Consider the following 17449-nt stretch of genomic DNA (forward strand, 5'->3'; position numbering starts at 1 on the left):
CGGCTCACGCGGCGGCCGCCGTCCGCGCGCGGATCCGGTGCTCGAAGGCCCGGCAGAGCGCGTGAACGAGCACCAGCTGCGCCTCCTGCACGTTGGAGCCGTGGCCCTCGAGGGCGATCGCCTCGTCGCAGAGCTCGGTGAGCGGGTTCGGCCCCTCGCCGGTCAGCGCCCACGACCGGGCGCCCGCCGCACGGGCGGCCTCCGCGGCGTGGAGGAGGTTCGCGCTGCGTCCGCTGGTGGAGAGCAGCACCACGACGTCCCCCGCCCGGGCGTGCGCGGTGACCTGGCGCGAGAACACGTGGTCGAAGCCGTAGTCGTTGCCGATCGCGGTCAGGCTCGACGTCTCGGCGTGCAGCGAGATGGCGGAGAAGGGGACGCGGTCGCCGTCGAAGCGGCCGACGAGCTCGGCGGTGAGGTGCTGCGCCTCCGCCGCAGAGCCGCCGTTGCCCGCGGCGAGCAGGCGCGCGCCGGAGTGCAGGCGGTCGGCGAGCTCGACGCCCCAGGCGGCGATCCTGTCGGAGTGGCGCTCCAGCTGCGCGACCGCGTCGAGCGCGCGCGCCACGTGGTCGTCGACGAGGCGCCGGGCGGCGCCGGCCGGGGTGTCCAGAACGGTGTCGATGGTCGCGGTGTCGATGGTCATCGTCGCGGAGCCGCCTTCCGGGTGGTGGGGGATGAGGGTGCGCTCGTGGCGCCGGTGAGGAGCGACTCGTCGCCGAGGCCGGCGAGGGTCGTGACGTAGGCGCGCTCGGTGTCGGCGGCGACGCGGTCCCAGGAGTAGCGGGACTCGACGCGCTCGCGGCCGGCGGCCCCGTAGGCGCGGGCGCGGTCGGGGTCCTCCAGCAGCGAGCCGAGGGCGGCGGCCAGGGCGACCGGATCGCGCGGAGGCACGTGGACCCCGGTGACGTCCTCGACCACGGTGTCGATCAGGCCGCCCACGGAGGAGGCGACGACCGGCACGCCGCAGGCCATCGCCTCGAGCGGAGTGATGCCGAACGGCTCGTACCAGGGCGCGCAGACCACGACGTCGGCCGAGCGGAGCATCGCGGGCATCTCGGTCTGCGAGAGCTGGCCGACGAAGTCGACACGGTCCGCGACGCCGAGGCTCTCGGCGACGCCGTGCAGCCGCTGGTACTCGGGGTCCGCCGTCAGCGCGTCGCCGGAGCCGGAGCCCCCGACCACGACGAGCTCGGCGTCGTGGCCGGCCGCGACCAGGTGCGCGAGCGCCTCGATCGCGATGCCCATGCCCTTGCGCGGCACCAGGCGTCCGATGGTCATCAGCCGCGAGCGCTCGCTGCGGGGCGCGACCGGGCCCTCGACCGAGAACCGGTCGATGTCGACTCCGCAGGGCACCACCGAGATGCGCGAGGTCGGCACGCCGAGCCCCTTGAGCTCGAAGGCCTCGTCCGAGCAGGTGGCGACGACGCCGTCGGCCTTCTGGCCCACTCCGGGCTCGAGCCAGGCGCGCTCCTCGGGGCTGGTGTCGAGCGCGCCCTGCTGGCGGCGCTTGACCACGCCCAGCGCGTGGAAGGTGTGGAGGACGGGCACGCGCCGCCCGGTGGCGCGCTCCACCCGCTCGGAGGCGTCGAGCGCGGCGACCCCGGACATCCAGAAGTGGCTGTGCACGAGGTCCGGCCGCTCCTGCAGCCACTCCTCGGCGAGGTCGACGGCGAAGTCGCCCATGAAGGGCAGCAGCTCGTCCTTGGACACCCGGCGTGGCGGTCCGGCGTCGATGTGCACGACCTCGACTCCCGAGGTGAAGGGCACGCGCCGGGGGAGGGAGGGGTCGTCGCGGCGGGTGTAGACGACGACGCGGTGGCCGCGGCGCGCGAGAGCGTCGGCGAGGGCCGCCACGTGGACGTTCTGGCCGCCGGCGTCGACGCCGCCGAGGGTCGCCAGCGGGCTCGCGTGCTCCGAGACCATGGCGATCGTGAGCGCGGGCGCGGCGGAGAGGTGCTGCTTCATCGGGTGCTCCCTTCCAGAGCGGGCTCCGGCGACCGGCGTCCGGGGAGGTCGGCGAGGACCTCGTCCCAGTCGCGGTGGAACCGGGCGAGGCCGTAGCGCGCGAGCGCGGCCTCGCGGGCGACGGCGCCGGCGCGGGCGGCCCGGTCCGGGTCCTCGACGAGCGCCCGGGCCGAGGCGACGAGGGCGTCGAGGTCGTTCGAGATCGCTCCGGCCTCGGGCGGGACGGCGCGCCCCGCCTCCGTCACGTCGAGCGCGACGACGGGCATCCCGAGGTGCATCGCCTCCAGCAGTGCGAGGCCGAGGGAGGTCCATCGGAACGGGTGCAGGTAGACCCGGCGGCGGGCCAGGGCCCCGTGCATCGCCTGCGTGCGGACGTCGCCGAGGACCGTCACGTCCTCCAGGCCCGGCAGCTCGGCGAGCCGGTCGGTCTTCATCCCGAAGACGTCCAGCGGAGCGACGGCGCCGAAGCGGGGGAGCAGGTCGGTCCCCGCGACCCGGCCCCGGCGGACGGGCTCGTTGACGACCACGCCGAAGTGCGGCAGCTCGCCGGTGTAGAGAGGGCCCGGGTCGTGGATCCCGTGCTCGATCACCTTCGTCCGCGTCGATCCGGTGTCCCACATCAGGGCGTTGAAGTGGGTGACGTGGACGATCAGCAGGTCGTCGCGGTCGGCGAGCGGGTGGCGGTTGTCCGGCACGTCCCCGCGGGGGGTGTTGTGCTCCACGTAGACGGCGGGCACGTCGCGGCCGAGGCGTCGCCCGAGCAGGCGCTCGGCCTCGGCGAGCTCCTCGGGCCTCTGGAGGAGGACCGCGTCGACGTCGGCGTCGTGCAGCTCCTCGGGGGCGATCTCGACGGCGCTCGGCCAGTCGCGGCCGCCGGTGCCCAGGCCCCAGCCGTCGCGGGCCGGAGTCGTGGGGAGCAGGTAGGTATGGGCGCCGCGGACGAAGGCATCCGCCCAGCCGCCGTGCACGTGCCAGAGCAGGATCCTCATGCGATGGCCTCTCTCGGGGAAGTCGTGGGTCGGAGTCGGAGGGCGGCGGCGACCGCCTCCTCGGCGCTCACCCCCGCGAGGCAGGGATGGCCGGGGACGGGGCACACGCGGGCGCGCGAGCCGGCGCAGGGCGCCTCCTGGTCGCCGAGCAGCGCGACCGGGACGCCGTAGGGCGCCCAGCGCACGGCCGGGACGACCGGCGCGAAGAGGCTGACCACGGGGGTGCCGACCGCGGCGGCGAGGTGCGCGGGGCCGGTGTTGCCGCAGATCACGACCTCGGCGCCGGCCAGCACCTCGGCGGCGCCGGGGAAGTCCGTCGCCCCGCCGAGGTCGATGCCGCGGGAGCCCGCGACCTCGGCCGTGAGGGAGCGCTCGCCCGGGCCGCCGGTGACGACGACGGCGAGGCCCGCGTCCGCCAGCAGCTCGACGGCGCGGGCCGCGTTCGCCGCGGGCCAGGCGCGGGCGGGGACGGCTGCCCCGGGGTGCACGACCGCGTAGGGGCCGATCCCCTCGAGAGCGGCGGGCAGCACGCCCTCGCGGCGCACGCGGAGCCGTCCGTCGTCGCCGGCGGGCAGCGCGAAGCCGGCCGCCGCCGCGATCGCGAGCGCGCGCTCCGGCTCCGGCTGGTCCTCCTCGAGGGTCTCGCCCGGGACGAGGCGCACATCGAGCAGGGCGCCCGCGAAGTCGACCGAGGCGCCCGTGATGCGGGCGACACCGGCGAGGCGGAGCAGCAGGGCCAGCGGAAGCGGCGACTGGTGGAAGGAGGTGAGGATCACGGCCTCGTCCGGCGCGAACTCCTCGACGATCGCGCGCAGCTCGTCGACGAGCTCGGCGTCGACGGGGCGGGAGGCGTCGCCGATCCACGGGCACCACCAGGTGCGGACGGAGGAGGGACCCGGCAGCAGCGCGGCCGCGGGCGCTCCCTGCGGACCGCTCAGCAGCAGCACCTCGGCGTCGGCCGCGATCGCGCTGACGGCGGGTCCGCACAGCAGGACGTCTCCCGCGCTGTCCAGGCGGGCGACGAGCACGCGGCGCCTCACTCGGCGTCCTCGTCGGGCTGCATCGCGAGCAGCAGCTCGACCGCCTCGAGGAGCGTCGCCGCCTGCAGCGGAGCGGCGTCCACCTCCTCGGCGCGGGTGACCGGAGTCGGCACCAGCACTCCACGGGCGCCGGCCGCGGCGGCGGCGCCGACGTCGGCCCCGATGTCGCCGATCACGGCGAGGGACCGTGCCGGCAGTCCCAGCTGCTCGGCGGCGCCGAGAACCATGCCGGGCCGGGGCTTCCGGCAGGAGCAGTCGTCCTCCGGGCCGTGGGGGCAGAGCATCCACACGTCGAAGCCGCCGAAGAGCTCGTCCACGCGCCGGTTCACCGCGTCGGCCTGGCCGCGGTCGATGATCCCGCGGGCGATCCCGGACTGGTTGGTGACCACGCCCACGGCCAGCCCCGCCTCGCGCGCCCGCTCGACCGCGGCGAGGGCGGTGGGCATCGGGGAGACCTGCGCCGGGTCGCCGTTGTAGGGCACGTCGACCACGAGCGTCGCGTCGCGGTCGAAGAGGATCCCCCGCAGGCGCGGGGCCCTCGCGCGCTCGTCGGCGCTCCGGGAGGAGGAGTCGTTCACCTTCTCCTCGTACCCCTCGACCGGGGATGTAAACCCCCTTCCGGAGAAGTCGGTCCCTCCGGGCGCGTCGCTCGCATCTGCGGGCGGCGCGTCTGAGGTGCGCGCAGCGGGGTACGGGGACTCCGACAGGAAGGAGGCGCCGTGCGCGCTCTCACCGCCCCGGACGGGACTCCGGAGATCCTCGCGCTGCGCGCCCTCAAGCTCGGCGACCTGCTCGTCGCCGTCCCGGCGCTCAAGGCCCTGCGCCGCGGCTTCCCGGACCACCGGCTGATCATGGCGACCACGCCCTGGCTCGAGCCGATCGTCGACCTCGTCGAGGGCCTGGACGCGCTCGTGCCCACCCTCCGCGGACTCGACGACCCGCTGCCGATGGCCGCCGGCCGGGTCGAGCTCGGCGTGAACCTCCACGGCAACGGCCCGGAGTCGCGGCTGCGGCTGCGCGAGATCGCGCCCGAGCGCACGCTGGAGTTCCGCGTCCCGGCGCTGGACCCGGGCGCGGGCCCGGAGGACCCGCGGCCGCTCTGGATCGACGGCGAGCTCGAGCGCGCCCGCTGGGCCCGGCTGGTGAACTCGATCGGTCTCGACGCCGACCCCGAGGACGTCGCGATCGCCGTCCCGGAGGAGCCCGCCTCGGCCCCCGGAGCCGCCGTCGTGCACATCGGGGCCTTCTACGGCTCGCGCGAGTGGCCGGAGGAGCGCTTCGCCGCGGTGGCCCGCGCCCTCACCGCCGAGGGGCACCGCGTCGTCTACACCGGGGGCGCGAACGAGGCCGACCGCGCCCGCCGCGTCGCCGAGCTCGCCGGCACGGGCGAGGTGCTGGCGGGGGAGCTCGCGCTCAGCGGGTTCGCCGCGGTCGTCGCGGCCGCCGAGGTCGTGGTGACCGTCGACACCGGAGCCGCGCACCTCGCCTCCGCGTACGGCGTCCCCTCGGTCGTGATCTTCGGTCCGGCACCGCCCGAGGCCTGGGGCCCTCCGGCCTCGGGTCCGCACGTCGTGCTGACCGACGCCTCCCTCCGCCGAGGCGACGTCTTCTCCGCCGAGCCGGATCCGGCGCTGCTCGCGGTCCAGGTCGACGACGTCCTCGCCGCCCTCGCATCGCTCCCGTCGCGTGCCGAGGCCCACCTCAGGCGGACTTCAGCCGCGTCGCCGGTCGGACCGGAGTGACCGTGGCCACGCGGGCCCGGGGAGCGCGCGGCTGATGGCTGCGCGAGGGGGCGCCGAGCCGGTCGGCGAGCTGCGCGAGGATCCGCCGCTGCAGGCGCGAGACCTGCATCTGCGTCGTCCCCAGGGCGTCGGCTATCTGCTGCTGGGTCCGCTCCTCGACGAAGCGCATGCGCAGGAGCTCGCGCTGGCCCTCCTCGAGCTCGGCGAGGGCCTCGGCGAGCCCGTGCCGCCGGTCGATCTCGAGCAGCCGCTCGTCCTCGCCGCCGAGGGTGTCGCCCAGGCCGACGCCGCCCTCGCCCACGGTCTCGTCGAGGGAGAGCGGATGCCCCGCGAGGCGCGCGTCGGCCACCTCCGTCGCGTCCACTCCGAGGCGGCGGGCGATCTCCTGGTCGGTGGGGTGACGGCCGAGCTCCTGCGCGAGCTCGTCGGCGACGACGGCGGAGCGGCGGTGCAGCTCCTGCACGCCGCGCGGCGGCCGGATCATCCAGCCGAGGTCGCGGAGGTGGCGCTTGAGCTCGCCGGTGATCGTGGGGACGGCGAACGCGGCGAAGCTGTCGCCGCGCTCGGGAGTGAAGCGGCGGGCGGCCTTCACGAGGCCCACGTAGGCGACCTGGCGCAGATCCGCCCAGTCGCCTCCGCTCCTGGAGACCCGGCGGGCCATGGCCTCGGCCAGGCCCAGGTGGTCGAGCACGATGCGCTCGCGGATGCGCGCGCCCTCGGCGGCCTCCGCGCTCACCGCGGCCTGGAAGAGCGAGAGCGTGCGGGCGTCCTTCTCCTCCCGTGCCGCCTCGGTGAGGGCGCTCGGGCGGTCGGTGCGGGGGTCGAGATCGATCGTGCTCATCAGTGCTCCTTCCGGGCACGCTCGCGCGGAGGCCCGGCGCGGCCTGCGGTGCGGCGCTCGGGCCCTCTCGACGAGAGGCCCGGGGTCAGCGCACCACTGCTCCTGCTCGCTCGGGGAGTCCGTTGACTCGGAGCAGTGCTGTCCGGTAGAAGCAGTCGCCGCGAGGCGCGCACCGTGCCCGGGGCGGAGGCGCCACGGCCCCCGCGATCCCGGGCGCCGCACCGGCTCCCGCCGGTAGGATCGGCCTCGTATGTCTGAGCTCACCCCGCCCCTGGAAAGCGCGCCGGACGCGCACCCGTTCACGACCGCGACCGGGAGCGACGTCCGCGTCCGCTTCTGCCCCTCGCCGACCGGGACCCCGCACGTCGGCCTCATCCGCACCGCCCTGTTCAACTGGGCGTACGCGCGCCACACCGGCGGCACGTTCGTCTTCCGCATCGAGGACACGGACGCCGCCCGCGACAGCGAGGAGAGCGTGGAGCAGATCCTCGACGCGCTGCGCTGGCTGAAGCTCGACTGGGACGAGGGCGTCGGAGTCGGCGGCCCGCACGGCCCGTACCGGCAGTCCGAGCGCACCGATGTCTACCTCGACGTGATCGCGCGCCTGACGGCCTCGGGGCACCTCTACGAGAGCTACTCCACGGCCGAGGAGATCGACGCGCGCAACGAGGCGGCCGGCCGCGCGAAGCAGCACGGGTACGACAACCACGACCGCGATCTCACCGAGGAGGAGCGCGCCGCCTTCCGCGCCGAGGGCCGCGCCCCGGCGCTGCGCCTGCGCGTGCCGGACGCCGACCTGTCCTTCGACGACCTGGTCCGCGGCCCGATCACGTTCCCCGCGGGCTCCTTCAGCGACTTCGTCGTGGTGCGCCCCAACGGCCAGCCGCTCTACACGCTGGTGAACCCGGTCGACGACGCGATCATGCAGATCACCCACGTGCTGCGCGGCGAGGACATCCTCCCCTCGACCGCCCGGCAGATCGCGCTGTACCACGCGCTGATCGACATCGGAGTGACGACCTTCGTCCCGCGCTTCGGGCACCTTCCCTACGTGATGGGCGACGGCAGCAAGAAGCTCTCCAAGCGCGATCCGTCCTCGAACCTCTTCCACCACCGCGACCGCGGCTTCATCCCGGAGGGCCTGGTCAACTACCTCGCCCTGCTCGGCTGGTCGCTCACGCACGACCGCGACGTCTTCTCGATCGACGAGATGGTCGCCGCCTTCGACGTCGCCGACGTGAACCCCAATCCGGCCCGCTTCGACCTCAAGAAGGCCGAGTCGATCAACGGGGACCACATCCGCCTCCTGGCCGTCGACGACTTCACCGAGCGGACGATCCCGTACCTCGTGGCGGCCGGAGTGCTCGCGGGCGAGCCGACCGCCGAGCAGCGCGCGGTGCTCGACGCCGCCGCGCCCCTCGTGCAGGAGCGGATCGGCCTGCTGGGGGAGGCCCCCGGGATGCTCGGGTTCCTCTTCACCTCCTCCGACGCGCTCGAGTACGACGAGGACGCGCTGAAGGGCCTGCCCGCGAACGCCGGCGAGGTGCTCGCCGCCTCGATCGGCGCTCTCGAGCTCGTCCCCGCGTCCGAGTGGCTGACGGCCTCGATCCAGGAGGCGCTCGCCTCCGCGCTGATCGAGGGCCTCGGCCTCAAGCCCCGCATCGCCTACGGGCCGCTGCGCACCGCGGTCTCCGGGCGCCGCGTCTCGCCGCCGCTGTTCGAGTCGATGGAGATCCTCGGCAAGCAGGAGTCGATCGCCCGCCTCGACCGCCTGGGCGCTCACCTCGGCGCCTCCCGGCAGGCCTGACCGTGGCGGAGACGGTCGGCGGACGCTACGACGTCGTCGTGATCGGCGGGGGCCCCGCCGGGCTCTCGACCGCGCTCAACCTCGTCCGGGCGCGCCGCAGCGTGCTGCTGCTCGACAGCAACCGCCCGCGGAACGCCGCGACCCTGCACTCGCACGGGTTCCTCACCCGCGACGGCATCTCGCCGCTCGAGCTGCGCCGCCTCGGCCGCGAGGAGTTCGAGCGCTACGAGGCCGCCGAGGTGCACAACGCCCTCGTCACGTCGGTCGAGCGCTCCGGCGGCGAGTTCGTCGTCGGCGCCCGGGGCGTGCGCGGCAGCGCCGACCGCTCCGTCGTCGCCACCGCCGTCGTGGTCGCCGCGGGACTGCTCGAGACGCCGCCCGCGCTCCCGAGCCTGCGCGCCTACTACGGCACCGCCGTGCACAGCTGCATGGAGTGCGACGGCTACGAGAAGGCGGGGGAGGCGCTCGCCCTGATCGGCGAGACCGACGACCTCGCGGAGCGGGCCATGCTCCTCTCGCAGTGGTCGACCGACCTGATCGTCTTCACCAACGGCGTCGGGACGGTGAGCGACGCCGACGAGTCGCTGCTCGCCTCCATCGGCATCCGGGTCGACCGGCGCCCGGTCGCCGACCTCGCCGGGGAGCGCGCCGAGATGACCGGCGTCCGCCTCGTCGACGGCGACGTCGTCCCGCGCACCGGGGCGTTCGTCCGCCCCGTCTGGACGCCCGCGCTGGACTACCTGGACGCGGCCGGCCCCGACCGCGACGCCGACGGCTTCCTCCGCGTCGACGCCGGTGGCCGCACGTCCGTCCCCGGCCTCTACGCAGCCGGCGAGGTCACCCCTCCCGGCCCGCAGCAGCTGATCGTCGCCGCCGGATCGGGCGCCCAGGTCGCCTCCGCGATCAACCGCGACCTCGTCCGCGCCCGCCTCGGCGAGGCCGCCCCGGAGTCCGAGGGCAGCGTCGTCCGCGGCTCGATTTGAGCGGGATGCCCGCGTAGGGTACTGTCGTCTCTCGGCGCTCGGGTCTCGATCCGGTCGCCGCCTGGTCCCGGGATCACCTCCGGATGACCATTGGGGTATGGTGTAATTGGCAACACGGCTGATTCTGGTTCAGTTGTTCTTGGTTCGAGTCCAGGTACCCCAGCACTGATCTCTTCCGCGGCATTCCGCGCGACGCCCTCGTTCGTGGCGTCCTCCTCCGGGCCCGCCCCCGCGTGAACCGCTCTCGGCGGCGTCCGCAGTATCCCCCCTCCGGCCGACGCGGCCGTCCGAGGCGCTGTGACACGATGGAAACTGTACGTCTCTCAGGTACCCGCGTCGCGCGGGTCGGACGAAAGGTCGCCCGCCCATGGAACCGGATCTCCTCTGGATCGTCCTCGCCGGAGTCGCCGTCGGCGCACTCCTGCTGATCGCCCTCATCGGCTTCTTCCTCTTCCGCGCCTGGTACCAGGTGCCGCAGGCCGACGAGGCGATCGTGATCGTCGGGAAGAAGCAGAAGGGCGAGGACGGCCTCACCTCGAACATGACCGTCATCACCGGCGGCGGCGCGTTCGTGAACAAGCTGACCCAGCGGTCCGACCGCATCTCGCTGCGCTCCCGCCAGATCAAGATGGAGCCGGTCGCGCAGACCAAGAACGGCGTGACCATCCACCTCGCGGGCGTCGCCCTGGTCAAGATCGGGTCCACGGCCGACCAGGTCCGCGCCGCCGCCGAGCGCTTCGCGTCGCAGGACCAGTCCATCGACGTCTTCACGACCGAGCAGCTCGAGGGCGCCCTCCGCGGCGTCGTCGCGAAGCTCAGCGTCGAGGAGGTCATGCAGGACCGGCAGAAGCTGGGAGACGAGATCGCCGAGGGCATCAAGGGCGACCTGCTCGCCCAGGGCCTCGTCCTCGACTCCTTCGCCATCCAGGGCGTCACCGACCGCAACGGCTACATCGAGGCGCTCGGAGCGCAGGAGATCGAGCGCGTCCGCCGCGAGGCCGACGTCGCGCGGATCAACGCGGCCCGCGAGGTCAAGGCTCGCCAGCTGGCCACGGACGAGGCGAACCTGATCGAGCAGACCGCCTACGACAAGAACACCGCCGCCGCGAAGTCCGAGGTCGGCCGCGCCAACGCCGAGGCCGAGCAGGCCGAGAACCTGGCCCGCGCCGAGCGCGAGCAGGCCGTCCTCGTGCAGCGCGCCGAGAACCGGCAGGCCGAGCTCGACGCCGACGTCAAGCGCGTCGCGGACGCCGAGAAGTACCGCCGTCAGACCGAGGCCGACGCCGACGCCTACGGACGCGAGAAGAAGGCCGAGACGGACCGCCAGGTCGCGCAGCAGGTCTCGGACGCCGAGGCGTACGCCGTCCAGCGCCAGGCGGAGGCGCGCCAGGCGTCCGCCGCCGCCGAGGCCGCCGCCGTGAGCGCCCGCGCCGAGGCCGAGGCCCACGCACTGCGGGCCAAGGCGGGCGCAGAGGCCGAGGCGCTGCGCGCGAACGCGACCGCCGAGGCGGAGGCCATCCGCGCGAAGGGCGAGGCGAGCGCGGCGGCCATCGCGGCCGAGGCGGAGGCGCTCCGCGAGAACCAGGAGGCGATCCTGGGTCGCGAGCTCATCGGGCAGCTGCCCTCGCTCATGGCCGAGTTCGCGAAGGGCTACCAGAACGTCGGCTCGGTGACGCTGATCGGCGGCGACACCGCCGGCACCCACATCGCGCGCGAGCAGGCGGCGGGTCTCGCCGCGACGTTCGACAGCGTCAGGTCGGCGACCGGCGTCGACCTCGGCGCGATCCTCCAGGGCCAGGCCTTCGGCCGGGGGATGGCGACCGGCGGCACCGTGGTGCCGACCGGCGCGTCGGTGCCGACCGGACCGGGTGACACCCCGCGTCCGTCCGGCACCGGCGACCCGACCGCCGTCGCCTCCACGAGCTGACCGCAGGGTCCCGCTGATTTCCGGCGGTTCCACCACCGCCGCCGTGCTCGTCGGTGGGCGCCCGTCGGCGTCCGCCCTCGAGCACGGCGTGCGGTGTTCTGCGCGACCGGGTCGTGCCCCTTCCCGGAGTCGAGCAGCCCCCGCTCAGGCCAGCGGCTTGCGCATCTGCAGGGAGGTCGTCTCGTAGCCGAGCGACTCGTACAGCGCCCGCGCGGCGGTGTTGAAGCCGAACACGTTCAGCGCGAGGGCGGAGCCGCCGCGGGAGCGGACGTGCGACTCCGCGAGCAGCATCGCCGCCCGGCCGAGGCCGCGGCCGCGCTCGGCGGCGTCGATCTGCACGTCCCAGACGTACCCGACGCCCTCGAGTCCGCTCGGGTGCGGGCCGAGCCAGAGCGACCCGACCGCGCGGCCGTCCTCGGAGACGAGGAGCACGTCGTGCCCGGCGGCGGGGGAGCCGCCCGGGAAGTACTTCTCGTACGAGGCGTCGGCGTTGCGGGTCGCGGCCGCCTCGTCGTCGCCCGCCCGCATCCGGTCCTCGATGTACGCCGAGCGCTGGACCCGCATCCAGGCGGCGAGAGCGGCGGCGGGCATCGGCTCGAGCGTGACGGTCATAGCCTCACGATCCCACTCCTCACCGCCCCCCGCGATCGATCCGCCGCGGACGGCCCGCAGGGGATCCGCGGACGGGCCGCTCGCGACGGATCGCCGCCGGCCCGGATCAGTCCGGGGTCCGCTCCGCGTGCTTCCGCTTCCCCAGGCGGGTGGCGAGGAACAGCAGCGTCCCCACGACCACGTAGCCCGCTGTCGCCAGCCAGATCACGCCCGTCTGCTGCGTCAGCAGCACCACGCTCGCGATGGTCGCGAGCACCGGCACCACCCGCGGCACGGAGTAGTGGGCGTGGTCGACGCGGTCCTTCTTCAGCACCAGCACCGACACGTTCGCCGCGATGAACACCAGCAGGAGCAGCAGCACCGTCGTCTCGGCGAGGGTGCCGACGTCGCCGATCAGGCTGAGCAGCATCGTCACTCCGCCGACGACCACGATCGACACCCACGGCGTGCGGCGGCCCGGCAGCACCTTCCCGAAGGCGCTCGGCAGCAGCCCGGAGGTGGCGAGCCCGAAGCCGACCCGCGACGCCATCACCATGAACAGCAGAGCGCCGTTCGCGATGGCGACGAGCGCGATCAGGCCGAACAGCCACGGCGGCACCGCCACTCCGCTCGCCGCGACCACGTCCAGCAGGGGGCCGCTGGAGGCCGCGAGCTCGTCGTTCGGCAGCACGATCACGGCGCCGAGCGCGATCAGGAGGTAGACCACGGCGGCGGTGATCAGCGCACCGAAGAGGGCCCGCGGGTAGACCTTCGAGGGGTTCCGCACCTCCTCGGCCATGTTCGCCGCGGCCTCGAAGCCGAGGAACGAGAAGAAGGCGACGATCGAGGCGGCGAACGCCCCCTGCAGCGGAGCGACGTCGGGGTTGAACTCGAGCACGCGGGAGGCGTCGCCGTCGCCGGAGCCGAAGAAGATCGCGGCGCAGACGATGACGATGACCAGTCCGCTCACCTCGATCACCGAGGCGACCAGGTTCGCGGTCAGCGACTCCTTCACCCCGCGCAGGTTCACCAGGGTGAGGATCGCGATGAAGACGATCGCGGTGGGGATCGGCGGCACGTCCAGCAGAGCCCCGAGGTAGTCGCCGGCGAACGCGTTCGCCAGGGAGGCCGCCGTCGTGATGCCGGACGCCATCATCAGGAAGCCGATCAGGAACGAGAGGTACGGCTTCCCGAACGCGCGGTCCACGTAGCGCGCCGCCCCTCCGGCGTGCGGGTACTTGGTGATCAGCTCGGCGTACGTGCCCGCCGTGAGCAGGGCGACGACCAGCGCGATCAGCAGCGGCAGCCAGATCACGCCGCCCACGTCCTCGGCCATCGTGCCGACCAGGGTGTAGATGCCGGCGCCGAGTGTGTCGCCCACGATGAAGGCGAACAGCAGCGGCCCGGTGATCACCCGCTTGAGCGACGCCTTCCCGGGAGCGGTCTCGGCGGTGTCCGTCGTGTCGGTCATCCGGACACTCCACCGAAGCGGAGGGTCCGAGCGCAAGCCTCGCCGCCCGATCGCTGCGAGATTTCTCATCATCGCGACCCGTGTGGCAGGGGCCCGGGCGGCGAGGACTCCCACAGCGCGCGGATCCCGGGACTCGGGCGATCGGCCGCATCAGAGGGAGCGGACCCGGTGCGCACAGGGTGAACAGGGGGCGACCCGCGCGTGCCGCCGCGCGCCCGCACTGGGTAGGCTGGAGCGCTTCGTCGTGAGTGGAGCGGTCGCGGAGGAATCATGGGCAAGAAGCGCAACCAGGGACGATCCGGAGGCGGTCAGAGCGGGTCCGGCGGTCAGGGCGGCGGCCGTACGGCCGAGACCGCGCTGATGGTGCGGTTCCGCAGCTGGTACCGCTCGCACCTCGCCGAGGTGGGCATGCAGCACGAGCACCTCGAGGCCGACGAGGCCGTCGAGGTGCTGACCGACCTCTTCGCGATGACCCGCGACCTGCGCCCGCGCGGCTCCTTCGCCCAGCCCGACGCCGAGCTGCTCGAGGCCGTCTTCGACCAGATCGAGGCAGACCTGTCGGGGGAGGAGAGCGAGGCCGACCTCGACGACACCCTCTTCACCGTCGCCGAGGTCGTCGAGCACTTCCTCGACTTCCTCACCGACGAGGACCTCTGGACCGGCACCGACGAGGAGCTGGACGAGTGCCAGGCCGTCCTCGACGAGGTCCTCGACCTCGCCGGCTCCTTCGTGGAGGCCGTGCTCGACGACCTCGCCGAGCTCGACGAGGTCCCGGCCGAGGAGCAGCTCTCCGCCGTGCGCGCCACCGCTCTCGTGCACGCCGCCGACGTCGTGGTCGAGCACCTCGCCGCCGACGACGGCGCGACCCTCACCGAGCGCGCCGCCCGCGAGATCGCGGTCGAGGCGGGCATCTCCTCCGCGGGATCCACCCCGAGCGACGACTCCGTCCGCATCCCGGTCTCGGCCTGGTGGGACGCGCTGGTCGGCTCGGCCGTGCTCGAGCAGGAGGGATCCGCCGCAGGTCTCGGCGAGGCCGCCGTGCTCTGGCGCAGCTCCAACGCGCACGAGGCCGCCGCCGAGCGCATCGCCTACGTCGCCCGCTTCCTCGAGCAGTGGATCCTCAGCGCCCAGACCGCGCTGGCGGCCGCCGACACCGAGGACGGCGCCTTCTCCCCGGAGGAGCGCGCGGTCACCACCACCGACGCCGTGCTGGTCCGCATCGCGGTCGCCTGCCAGGCCGAGATCCACCCGGGCCTGGTCGTCGGCGAGCTGGTCGACGAGCTGGCAGCCGACTCCGGAGTCTCGCTCGACGAGGCCCTCGACGAGCGCGAGCGCATGGTCGGCACGGCCGAGCGGATGCTCGACGACACCGCCGAGCTCGGGCTGCTGCTGCACTCGCCCGAGTTCGGCTACGCCGTGCCGGAGGGCCTGGCGCCCGTCCTCGCCTCCGTCGTCCGCGCGACGGTCGTCCTCCTCGGCGAGCGCGAGGCCACCCGCCTCGAGATCCTCGACGAGGCGACCCAGGACACGGCGACGGCCTACGCGCTCCACGTCGCCCTGCTCGGGACCAAGCCCGTCGTCTGGCGGCGCCTCGAGCTCTCCTCCGAGTCGTCGCTGCGCGATCTGCACCTCGCGCTCCAGCTCTCGCTGGGCTGGACCGACGCGCAGCCGCACTACTTCAGCGTCGGCGTGCCCGACGAGGAGCAGGCTCCGATCGGCTCGCCGTCCGACGCGGAGGAGTTCGGCGCCGACCTCGTGGACGAGGCGGGCGTCGCGCTCGCCGAGGTGCTCGAGCAGGAGCAGGACGAGCTCTTCTACGTCTACGACCTCGAGGACGAGTGGCGCCACGTCATCCGTCTGGAGTCGATCGCGCCGCTGTCGTCGGCTCTGCCGCGCTGCACGGGCGCGCGCGGCGCGGCTCCGCTCGACGTGCCGGGAGGCCCCGCGGCCTGGGCCGACACGGTGCGGGCGGCGACGGACCCGTCCTCGGCCGACCACGCGGAGGCGCTCGAGGCTCTCGGCCTCGCCGCCGGAGCCTCGTTCGATCCGGCCGCGGTCGACGTCGACGGCATCAACCGCTCGCTCGGACTCCTGCGCTCCGCGGTCTGACGCCCCGCCGGAGGGCATCACCGGAGGAGGCCCCGCTCCCGCTCACCGCGGGCGGCGGGGGCCTCCTCCGGTGCGGGGCGTCACAGGGTGAGCAGCAGCTTGCCGATGTGGCCGGAGGAGCGCATCACGTCGTGCGCCCGCTCGGCCTCGGCGAGCGGGACCACCTCGTCCACCACCGGTCGCACCGTCCCGGCGGCGACCAGCGGCCAGACCTCCGCGCGCACCTGCGCGACGATCGCGCGCCGCTCCTCCAGGGGCCGGGCGCGGAGGGTCGTGGCGTGCACCGCCCCGCGCTTGCGCATCAGCACCCCGAGATCGAGCGAGCCCAGCGCACCGGACTGGTTGCCGATGAACACCACGCGCCCGCCCACGGCCAGCGCCTCCAGGTCTCGCGCCAGGTAGTCGCCGCCGACGGGGTCGAGGATCACGTCGACGCCGAGCCCGCCGGTCGCCTCGCGGATCCGCTCGACGAAGTCCTCCTCGCGGTAGTCGATCAGGACGTCGGCGCCGAGCGCGCGGCACGCCTCGAGCTTGCGGGCGCTGCCGGCCGTGACGGCGACGCGGGCGCCGAGGGCGGCGGCGATCTGGATGCCCGTGGTCCCGATCCCGCTCCCGCCGCCGTGGAGGAGGACGGCGTCGCCGGATCCGAGCCCGGCCACCATCACGAGGTTCGACCAGACGGTGGACGTCGTCTCCGGGAGGGCGGCGGCCGAGACGAGGCCGACGCCGTCCGGCACCGGCAGCACCAGGCCCGCGTCGACCGCGACGTACTCCGCGTAGCCGCCGCCGGAGAGCAGCGCGCAGACCTCGTCGCCCTCCGCGAACCCGGTCGCGTCCTCGCCGAGCGCGACGACCGTGCCGGACACCTCCATCCCGAGGATCTCGGAGGCGCCGGGCGGCGGCGGGTAGACCCCTGCGCGCTGGCCGAGGTCGGCGCGGTTGACGCCGGCGGCCGCGACGCGGACGAGGACCTCGCCGGGTCCGGGGGAGGGCGTCGGCACCTCCTCCAGCACGAGTCGGGAGTCGGGGCCGGGGTTCTCGATGCGGATCGCCTGCATGAGGGGGATGCTACGCCGCGGGCCTCGGCGCTCGCGGTGCTCCCGTCCGGCGCGGGGCCGGCTCAGCGCTGCTCCGCCAGGAACGCCAGCACCGCGTCCTTGAAGCCCCGCGCGGGCACGGTGCTGGTGTGGTCGCGGCCGGGGACGCTCACGAACCGCGCCCCCGCCTCCGCCGCCAGCAGCTCACCGCCGGGAGCGATCGGATCCGCGCCGCCGGTCACGAGCAGCGTCGGCAGGCCGGGGTGCCGCCCGTGCTCCGGGTGCGCCCCGCCGCGGACGCCGTCGGCCACCGCCACCAGTGCCGCGAGGTCGTTGCCCTGCACGCCCTCCGCCATGCCGATGAAGGCGCGGGTGAAGCCGTCGTCGATCTCGCCGCCGGAGGCGACGCGGGCCCGGGCCGCCTCCGCGTCGAAGGAGCGGAGGGGCTCGCCCACCGTCAGCCCGCCGAGGCTCAGCGATGCGAGCCGCTCCGGGTGCTCGAGCCCCAGCACCCAGCTCATCCGGGCGCCGAGGGAGTAGCCGAGGACGTGGGGCGCGTCGAGGTCGTAGGAGTCGAGCACCCGCACCAGGTCGGCCACCATGGCGTCCACGCTGTAGGAGTCGGAGTGGTGCGGCTTCTCGCTCGCGCCGTGCCCGCGCTGGTCGAGCGCCACGACGCGGTACCCGGCCCGGTGCAGCGTCCGCAGCCAGCCCGACGTCTCCCAGTTGAGCACGGCGTGGGAGGCGAAGCCGTGCACGGCGAGGACGGTCGGGGCGCTCTCCTCGCCGACGGAGTAGGTGGCCAGCCGCACTCCGTCGTCGGCCACGACGTACACGGGCGGAGGGAAGGCGATCACTCCACCACCCTGCCCGCCGCCGCGGGGTCGAGGGGGCACCGCGCCGCGGACACGCCGGGCGGAGTCCCAGGAGCGGAGAGCCGCCGTGCCCGG

Annotated in this window: 15 protein-coding genes and 1 tRNA gene; 6 read left to right on the forward strand and 10 right to left on the reverse strand. The window is 74.5% G+C overall.

The genetic code is table 11. The features are described 5' to 3' along the window. Positions 1-4: 4 nt before the first annotated feature. Genes C5C50_RS02050 through C5C50_RS16810 form a run of 5 tightly spaced genes read right to left on the reverse strand, consistent with a single transcriptional unit; the run spans position 5 to position 4569 of the window. A complete protein-coding gene (locus tag C5C50_RS02050; RefSeq protein ID WP_104262692.1) occupies positions 5-640 on the reverse strand; it encodes an SIS domain-containing protein in 636 nt (211 codons plus the stop codon). Then, positions 637-1962 (reverse strand): glycosyltransferase, encoded by a 1326-nt coding sequence (locus C5C50_RS02055; protein ID WP_104272737.1) that lies wholly within the window; start codon positions 1960-1962, stop codon positions 637-639. Before C5C50_RS02055 ends, C5C50_RS02050 begins: the two co-directional genes overlap by 4 nt. Then, a complete protein-coding gene (locus tag C5C50_RS02060) occupies positions 1959-2951 on the reverse strand; it encodes a glycosyltransferase (protein ID WP_104272738.1) in 993 nt (330 codons plus the stop codon). Before C5C50_RS02060 ends, C5C50_RS02055 begins: the two co-directional genes overlap by 4 nt. Next, the gene (locus tag C5C50_RS02065) at positions 2948-3991 is read right to left on the reverse strand and encodes a glycosyltransferase family 9 protein (RefSeq protein WP_219814068.1); all 1044 of its coding nucleotides are present in this window, start codon (positions 3989-3991) and stop codon (positions 2948-2950) included. The genes C5C50_RS02060 and C5C50_RS02065 overlap by 4 nt, the downstream gene beginning before the upstream one ends. Further along, the gene (locus C5C50_RS16810) at positions 3988-4569 is read right to left on the reverse strand and encodes an HAD family hydrolase (RefSeq protein WP_104309436.1); all 582 of its coding nucleotides are present in this window, start codon (positions 4567-4569) and stop codon (positions 3988-3990) included. Before C5C50_RS16810 ends, C5C50_RS02065 begins: the two co-directional genes overlap by 4 nt. A gap of 141 nt (positions 4570-4710) precedes the next feature. On the opposite strand from C5C50_RS16810, the gene C5C50_RS02070 reads away from it, so the two are divergent. Further along, a complete protein-coding gene (locus C5C50_RS02070; protein ID WP_104272739.1) occupies positions 4711-5733 on the forward strand; it encodes a glycosyltransferase family 9 protein in 1023 nt (340 codons plus the stop codon). Here C5C50_RS02070 and C5C50_RS02075 read toward each other — a convergent pair. Next, positions 5693-6574, reverse strand: coding sequence for a sigma-70 family RNA polymerase sigma factor (locus C5C50_RS02075; RefSeq protein ID WP_104226266.1), 882 nt, complete (start codon positions 6572-6574; stop codon positions 5693-5695). The two genes, C5C50_RS02070 and C5C50_RS02075, sit on opposite strands and share 41 nt — an antisense overlap. Before the next feature lie 250 nt (positions 6575-6824). On the opposite strand from C5C50_RS02075, the gene gltX reads away from it, so the two are divergent. The 4 genes from gltX to C5C50_RS02095 all read left to right on the forward strand — a co-directional run bounded on the left by gltX (position 6825) and on the right by C5C50_RS02095 (position 11291). After that, a complete protein-coding gene (gene gltX / locus C5C50_RS02080; RefSeq protein ID WP_104223519.1) occupies positions 6825-8381 on the forward strand; it encodes a glutamate--tRNA ligase in 1557 nt (518 codons plus the stop codon). Positions 8382-8383: 2 nt separating this feature from the next. Continuing rightward, positions 8384-9364 carry an NAD(P)/FAD-dependent oxidoreductase gene (locus C5C50_RS02085; protein ID WP_104276156.1) on the forward strand — a complete coding sequence of 327 codons (981 nt, stop codon included), beginning with the start codon at positions 8384-8386 and terminating at the stop codon, positions 9362-9364. 91 nt (positions 9365-9455) lie between these two features. After that, positions 9456-9527, forward strand: a tRNA-Gln gene (locus C5C50_RS02090). A 204-nt stretch (positions 9528-9731) separates the two neighbouring features. Next, positions 9732-11291 (forward strand): flotillin family protein, encoded by a 1560-nt coding sequence (locus C5C50_RS02095; RefSeq protein WP_104267064.1) that lies wholly within the window; start codon positions 9732-9734, stop codon positions 11289-11291. A gap of 144 nt (positions 11292-11435) precedes the next feature. On the opposite strand, the gene C5C50_RS02100 is transcribed toward C5C50_RS02095, so the two are convergent. Both C5C50_RS02100 and C5C50_RS02105 read right to left on the reverse strand, forming a co-directional pair. After that, the gene (locus C5C50_RS02100) at positions 11436-11903 is read right to left on the reverse strand and encodes an N-acetyltransferase (RefSeq protein WP_104223517.1); all 468 of its coding nucleotides are present in this window, start codon (positions 11901-11903) and stop codon (positions 11436-11438) included. Positions 11904-12009: 106 nt separating this feature from the next. Next, complete coding sequence (locus tag C5C50_RS02105) at positions 12010-13353, reverse strand: APC family permease (protein ID WP_104272740.1); 1344 nt, start codon at positions 13351-13353, stop codon at positions 12010-12012. A gap of 270 nt (positions 13354-13623) precedes the next feature. Between C5C50_RS02105 and C5C50_RS02110 the strand changes: the two genes are divergently transcribed. Further along, a complete protein-coding gene (locus C5C50_RS02110) occupies positions 13624-15462 on the forward strand; it encodes a plasmid pRiA4b ORF-3 family protein (RefSeq protein ID WP_104272741.1) in 1839 nt (612 codons plus the stop codon). An 80-nt stretch (positions 15463-15542) separates the two neighbouring features. On the opposite strand, the gene C5C50_RS02115 is transcribed toward C5C50_RS02110, so the two are convergent. Beyond that, the gene (locus C5C50_RS02115; protein WP_104272742.1) at positions 15543-16520 is read right to left on the reverse strand and encodes an NAD(P)H-quinone oxidoreductase; all 978 of its coding nucleotides are present in this window, start codon (positions 16518-16520) and stop codon (positions 15543-15545) included. A 62-nt stretch (positions 16521-16582) separates the two neighbouring features. Further along, on the reverse strand, positions 16583-17356 hold the full coding sequence (locus C5C50_RS02120; RefSeq protein WP_181027173.1) for an alpha/beta fold hydrolase: 774 nt from the start codon (positions 17354-17356) through the stop codon (positions 16583-16585). Between the last annotated feature and the right edge of the window lie 93 nt (positions 17357-17449).

Origin of the sequence: Rathayibacter sp. AY1D9 (assembly GCF_002932395.1) — a bacterium.
GTDB lineage: Bacteria > Actinomycetota > Actinomycetes > Actinomycetales > Microbacteriaceae > Rathayibacter.

Coding starts and splice junctions, on each gene's coding strand:
- C5C50_RS02050 (WP_104262692.1), bottom strand. CDS start 640: ATGACCATCGACACCGCGACCATCGACACCGTTCTGGACACCCCGGCC.
- C5C50_RS02055 (WP_104272737.1), bottom strand. CDS start 1,962: ATGAAGCAGCACCTCTCCGCCGCGCCCGCGCTCACGATCGCCATGGTC.
- C5C50_RS02060 (WP_104272738.1), bottom strand. CDS start 2,951: ATGAGGATCCTGCTCTGGCACGTGCACGGCGGCTGGGCGGATGCCTTC.
- C5C50_RS02075 (WP_104226266.1), bottom strand. CDS start 6,574: ATGAGCACGATCGATCTCGACCCCCGCACCGACCGCCCGAGCGCCCTC.
- gltX (WP_104223519.1), top strand. CDS start 6,825: ATGTCTGAGCTCACCCCGCCCCTGGAAAGCGCGCCGGACGCGCACCCG.
- C5C50_RS02095 (WP_104267064.1), top strand. CDS start 9,732: ATGGAACCGGATCTCCTCTGGATCGTCCTCGCCGGAGTCGCCGTCGGC.
- C5C50_RS02100 (WP_104223517.1), bottom strand. CDS start 11,903: ATGACCGTCACGCTCGAGCCGATGCCCGCCGCCGCTCTCGCCGCCTGG.
- C5C50_RS02105 (WP_104272740.1), bottom strand. CDS start 13,353: ATGACCGACACGACGGACACCGCCGAGACCGCTCCCGGGAAGGCGTCG.
- C5C50_RS02110 (WP_104272741.1), top strand. CDS start 13,624: ATGGGCAAGAAGCGCAACCAGGGACGATCCGGAGGCGGTCAGAGCGGG.
- C5C50_RS02115 (WP_104272742.1), bottom strand. CDS start 16,520: ATGCAGGCGATCCGCATCGAGAACCCCGGCCCCGACTCCCGACTCGTG.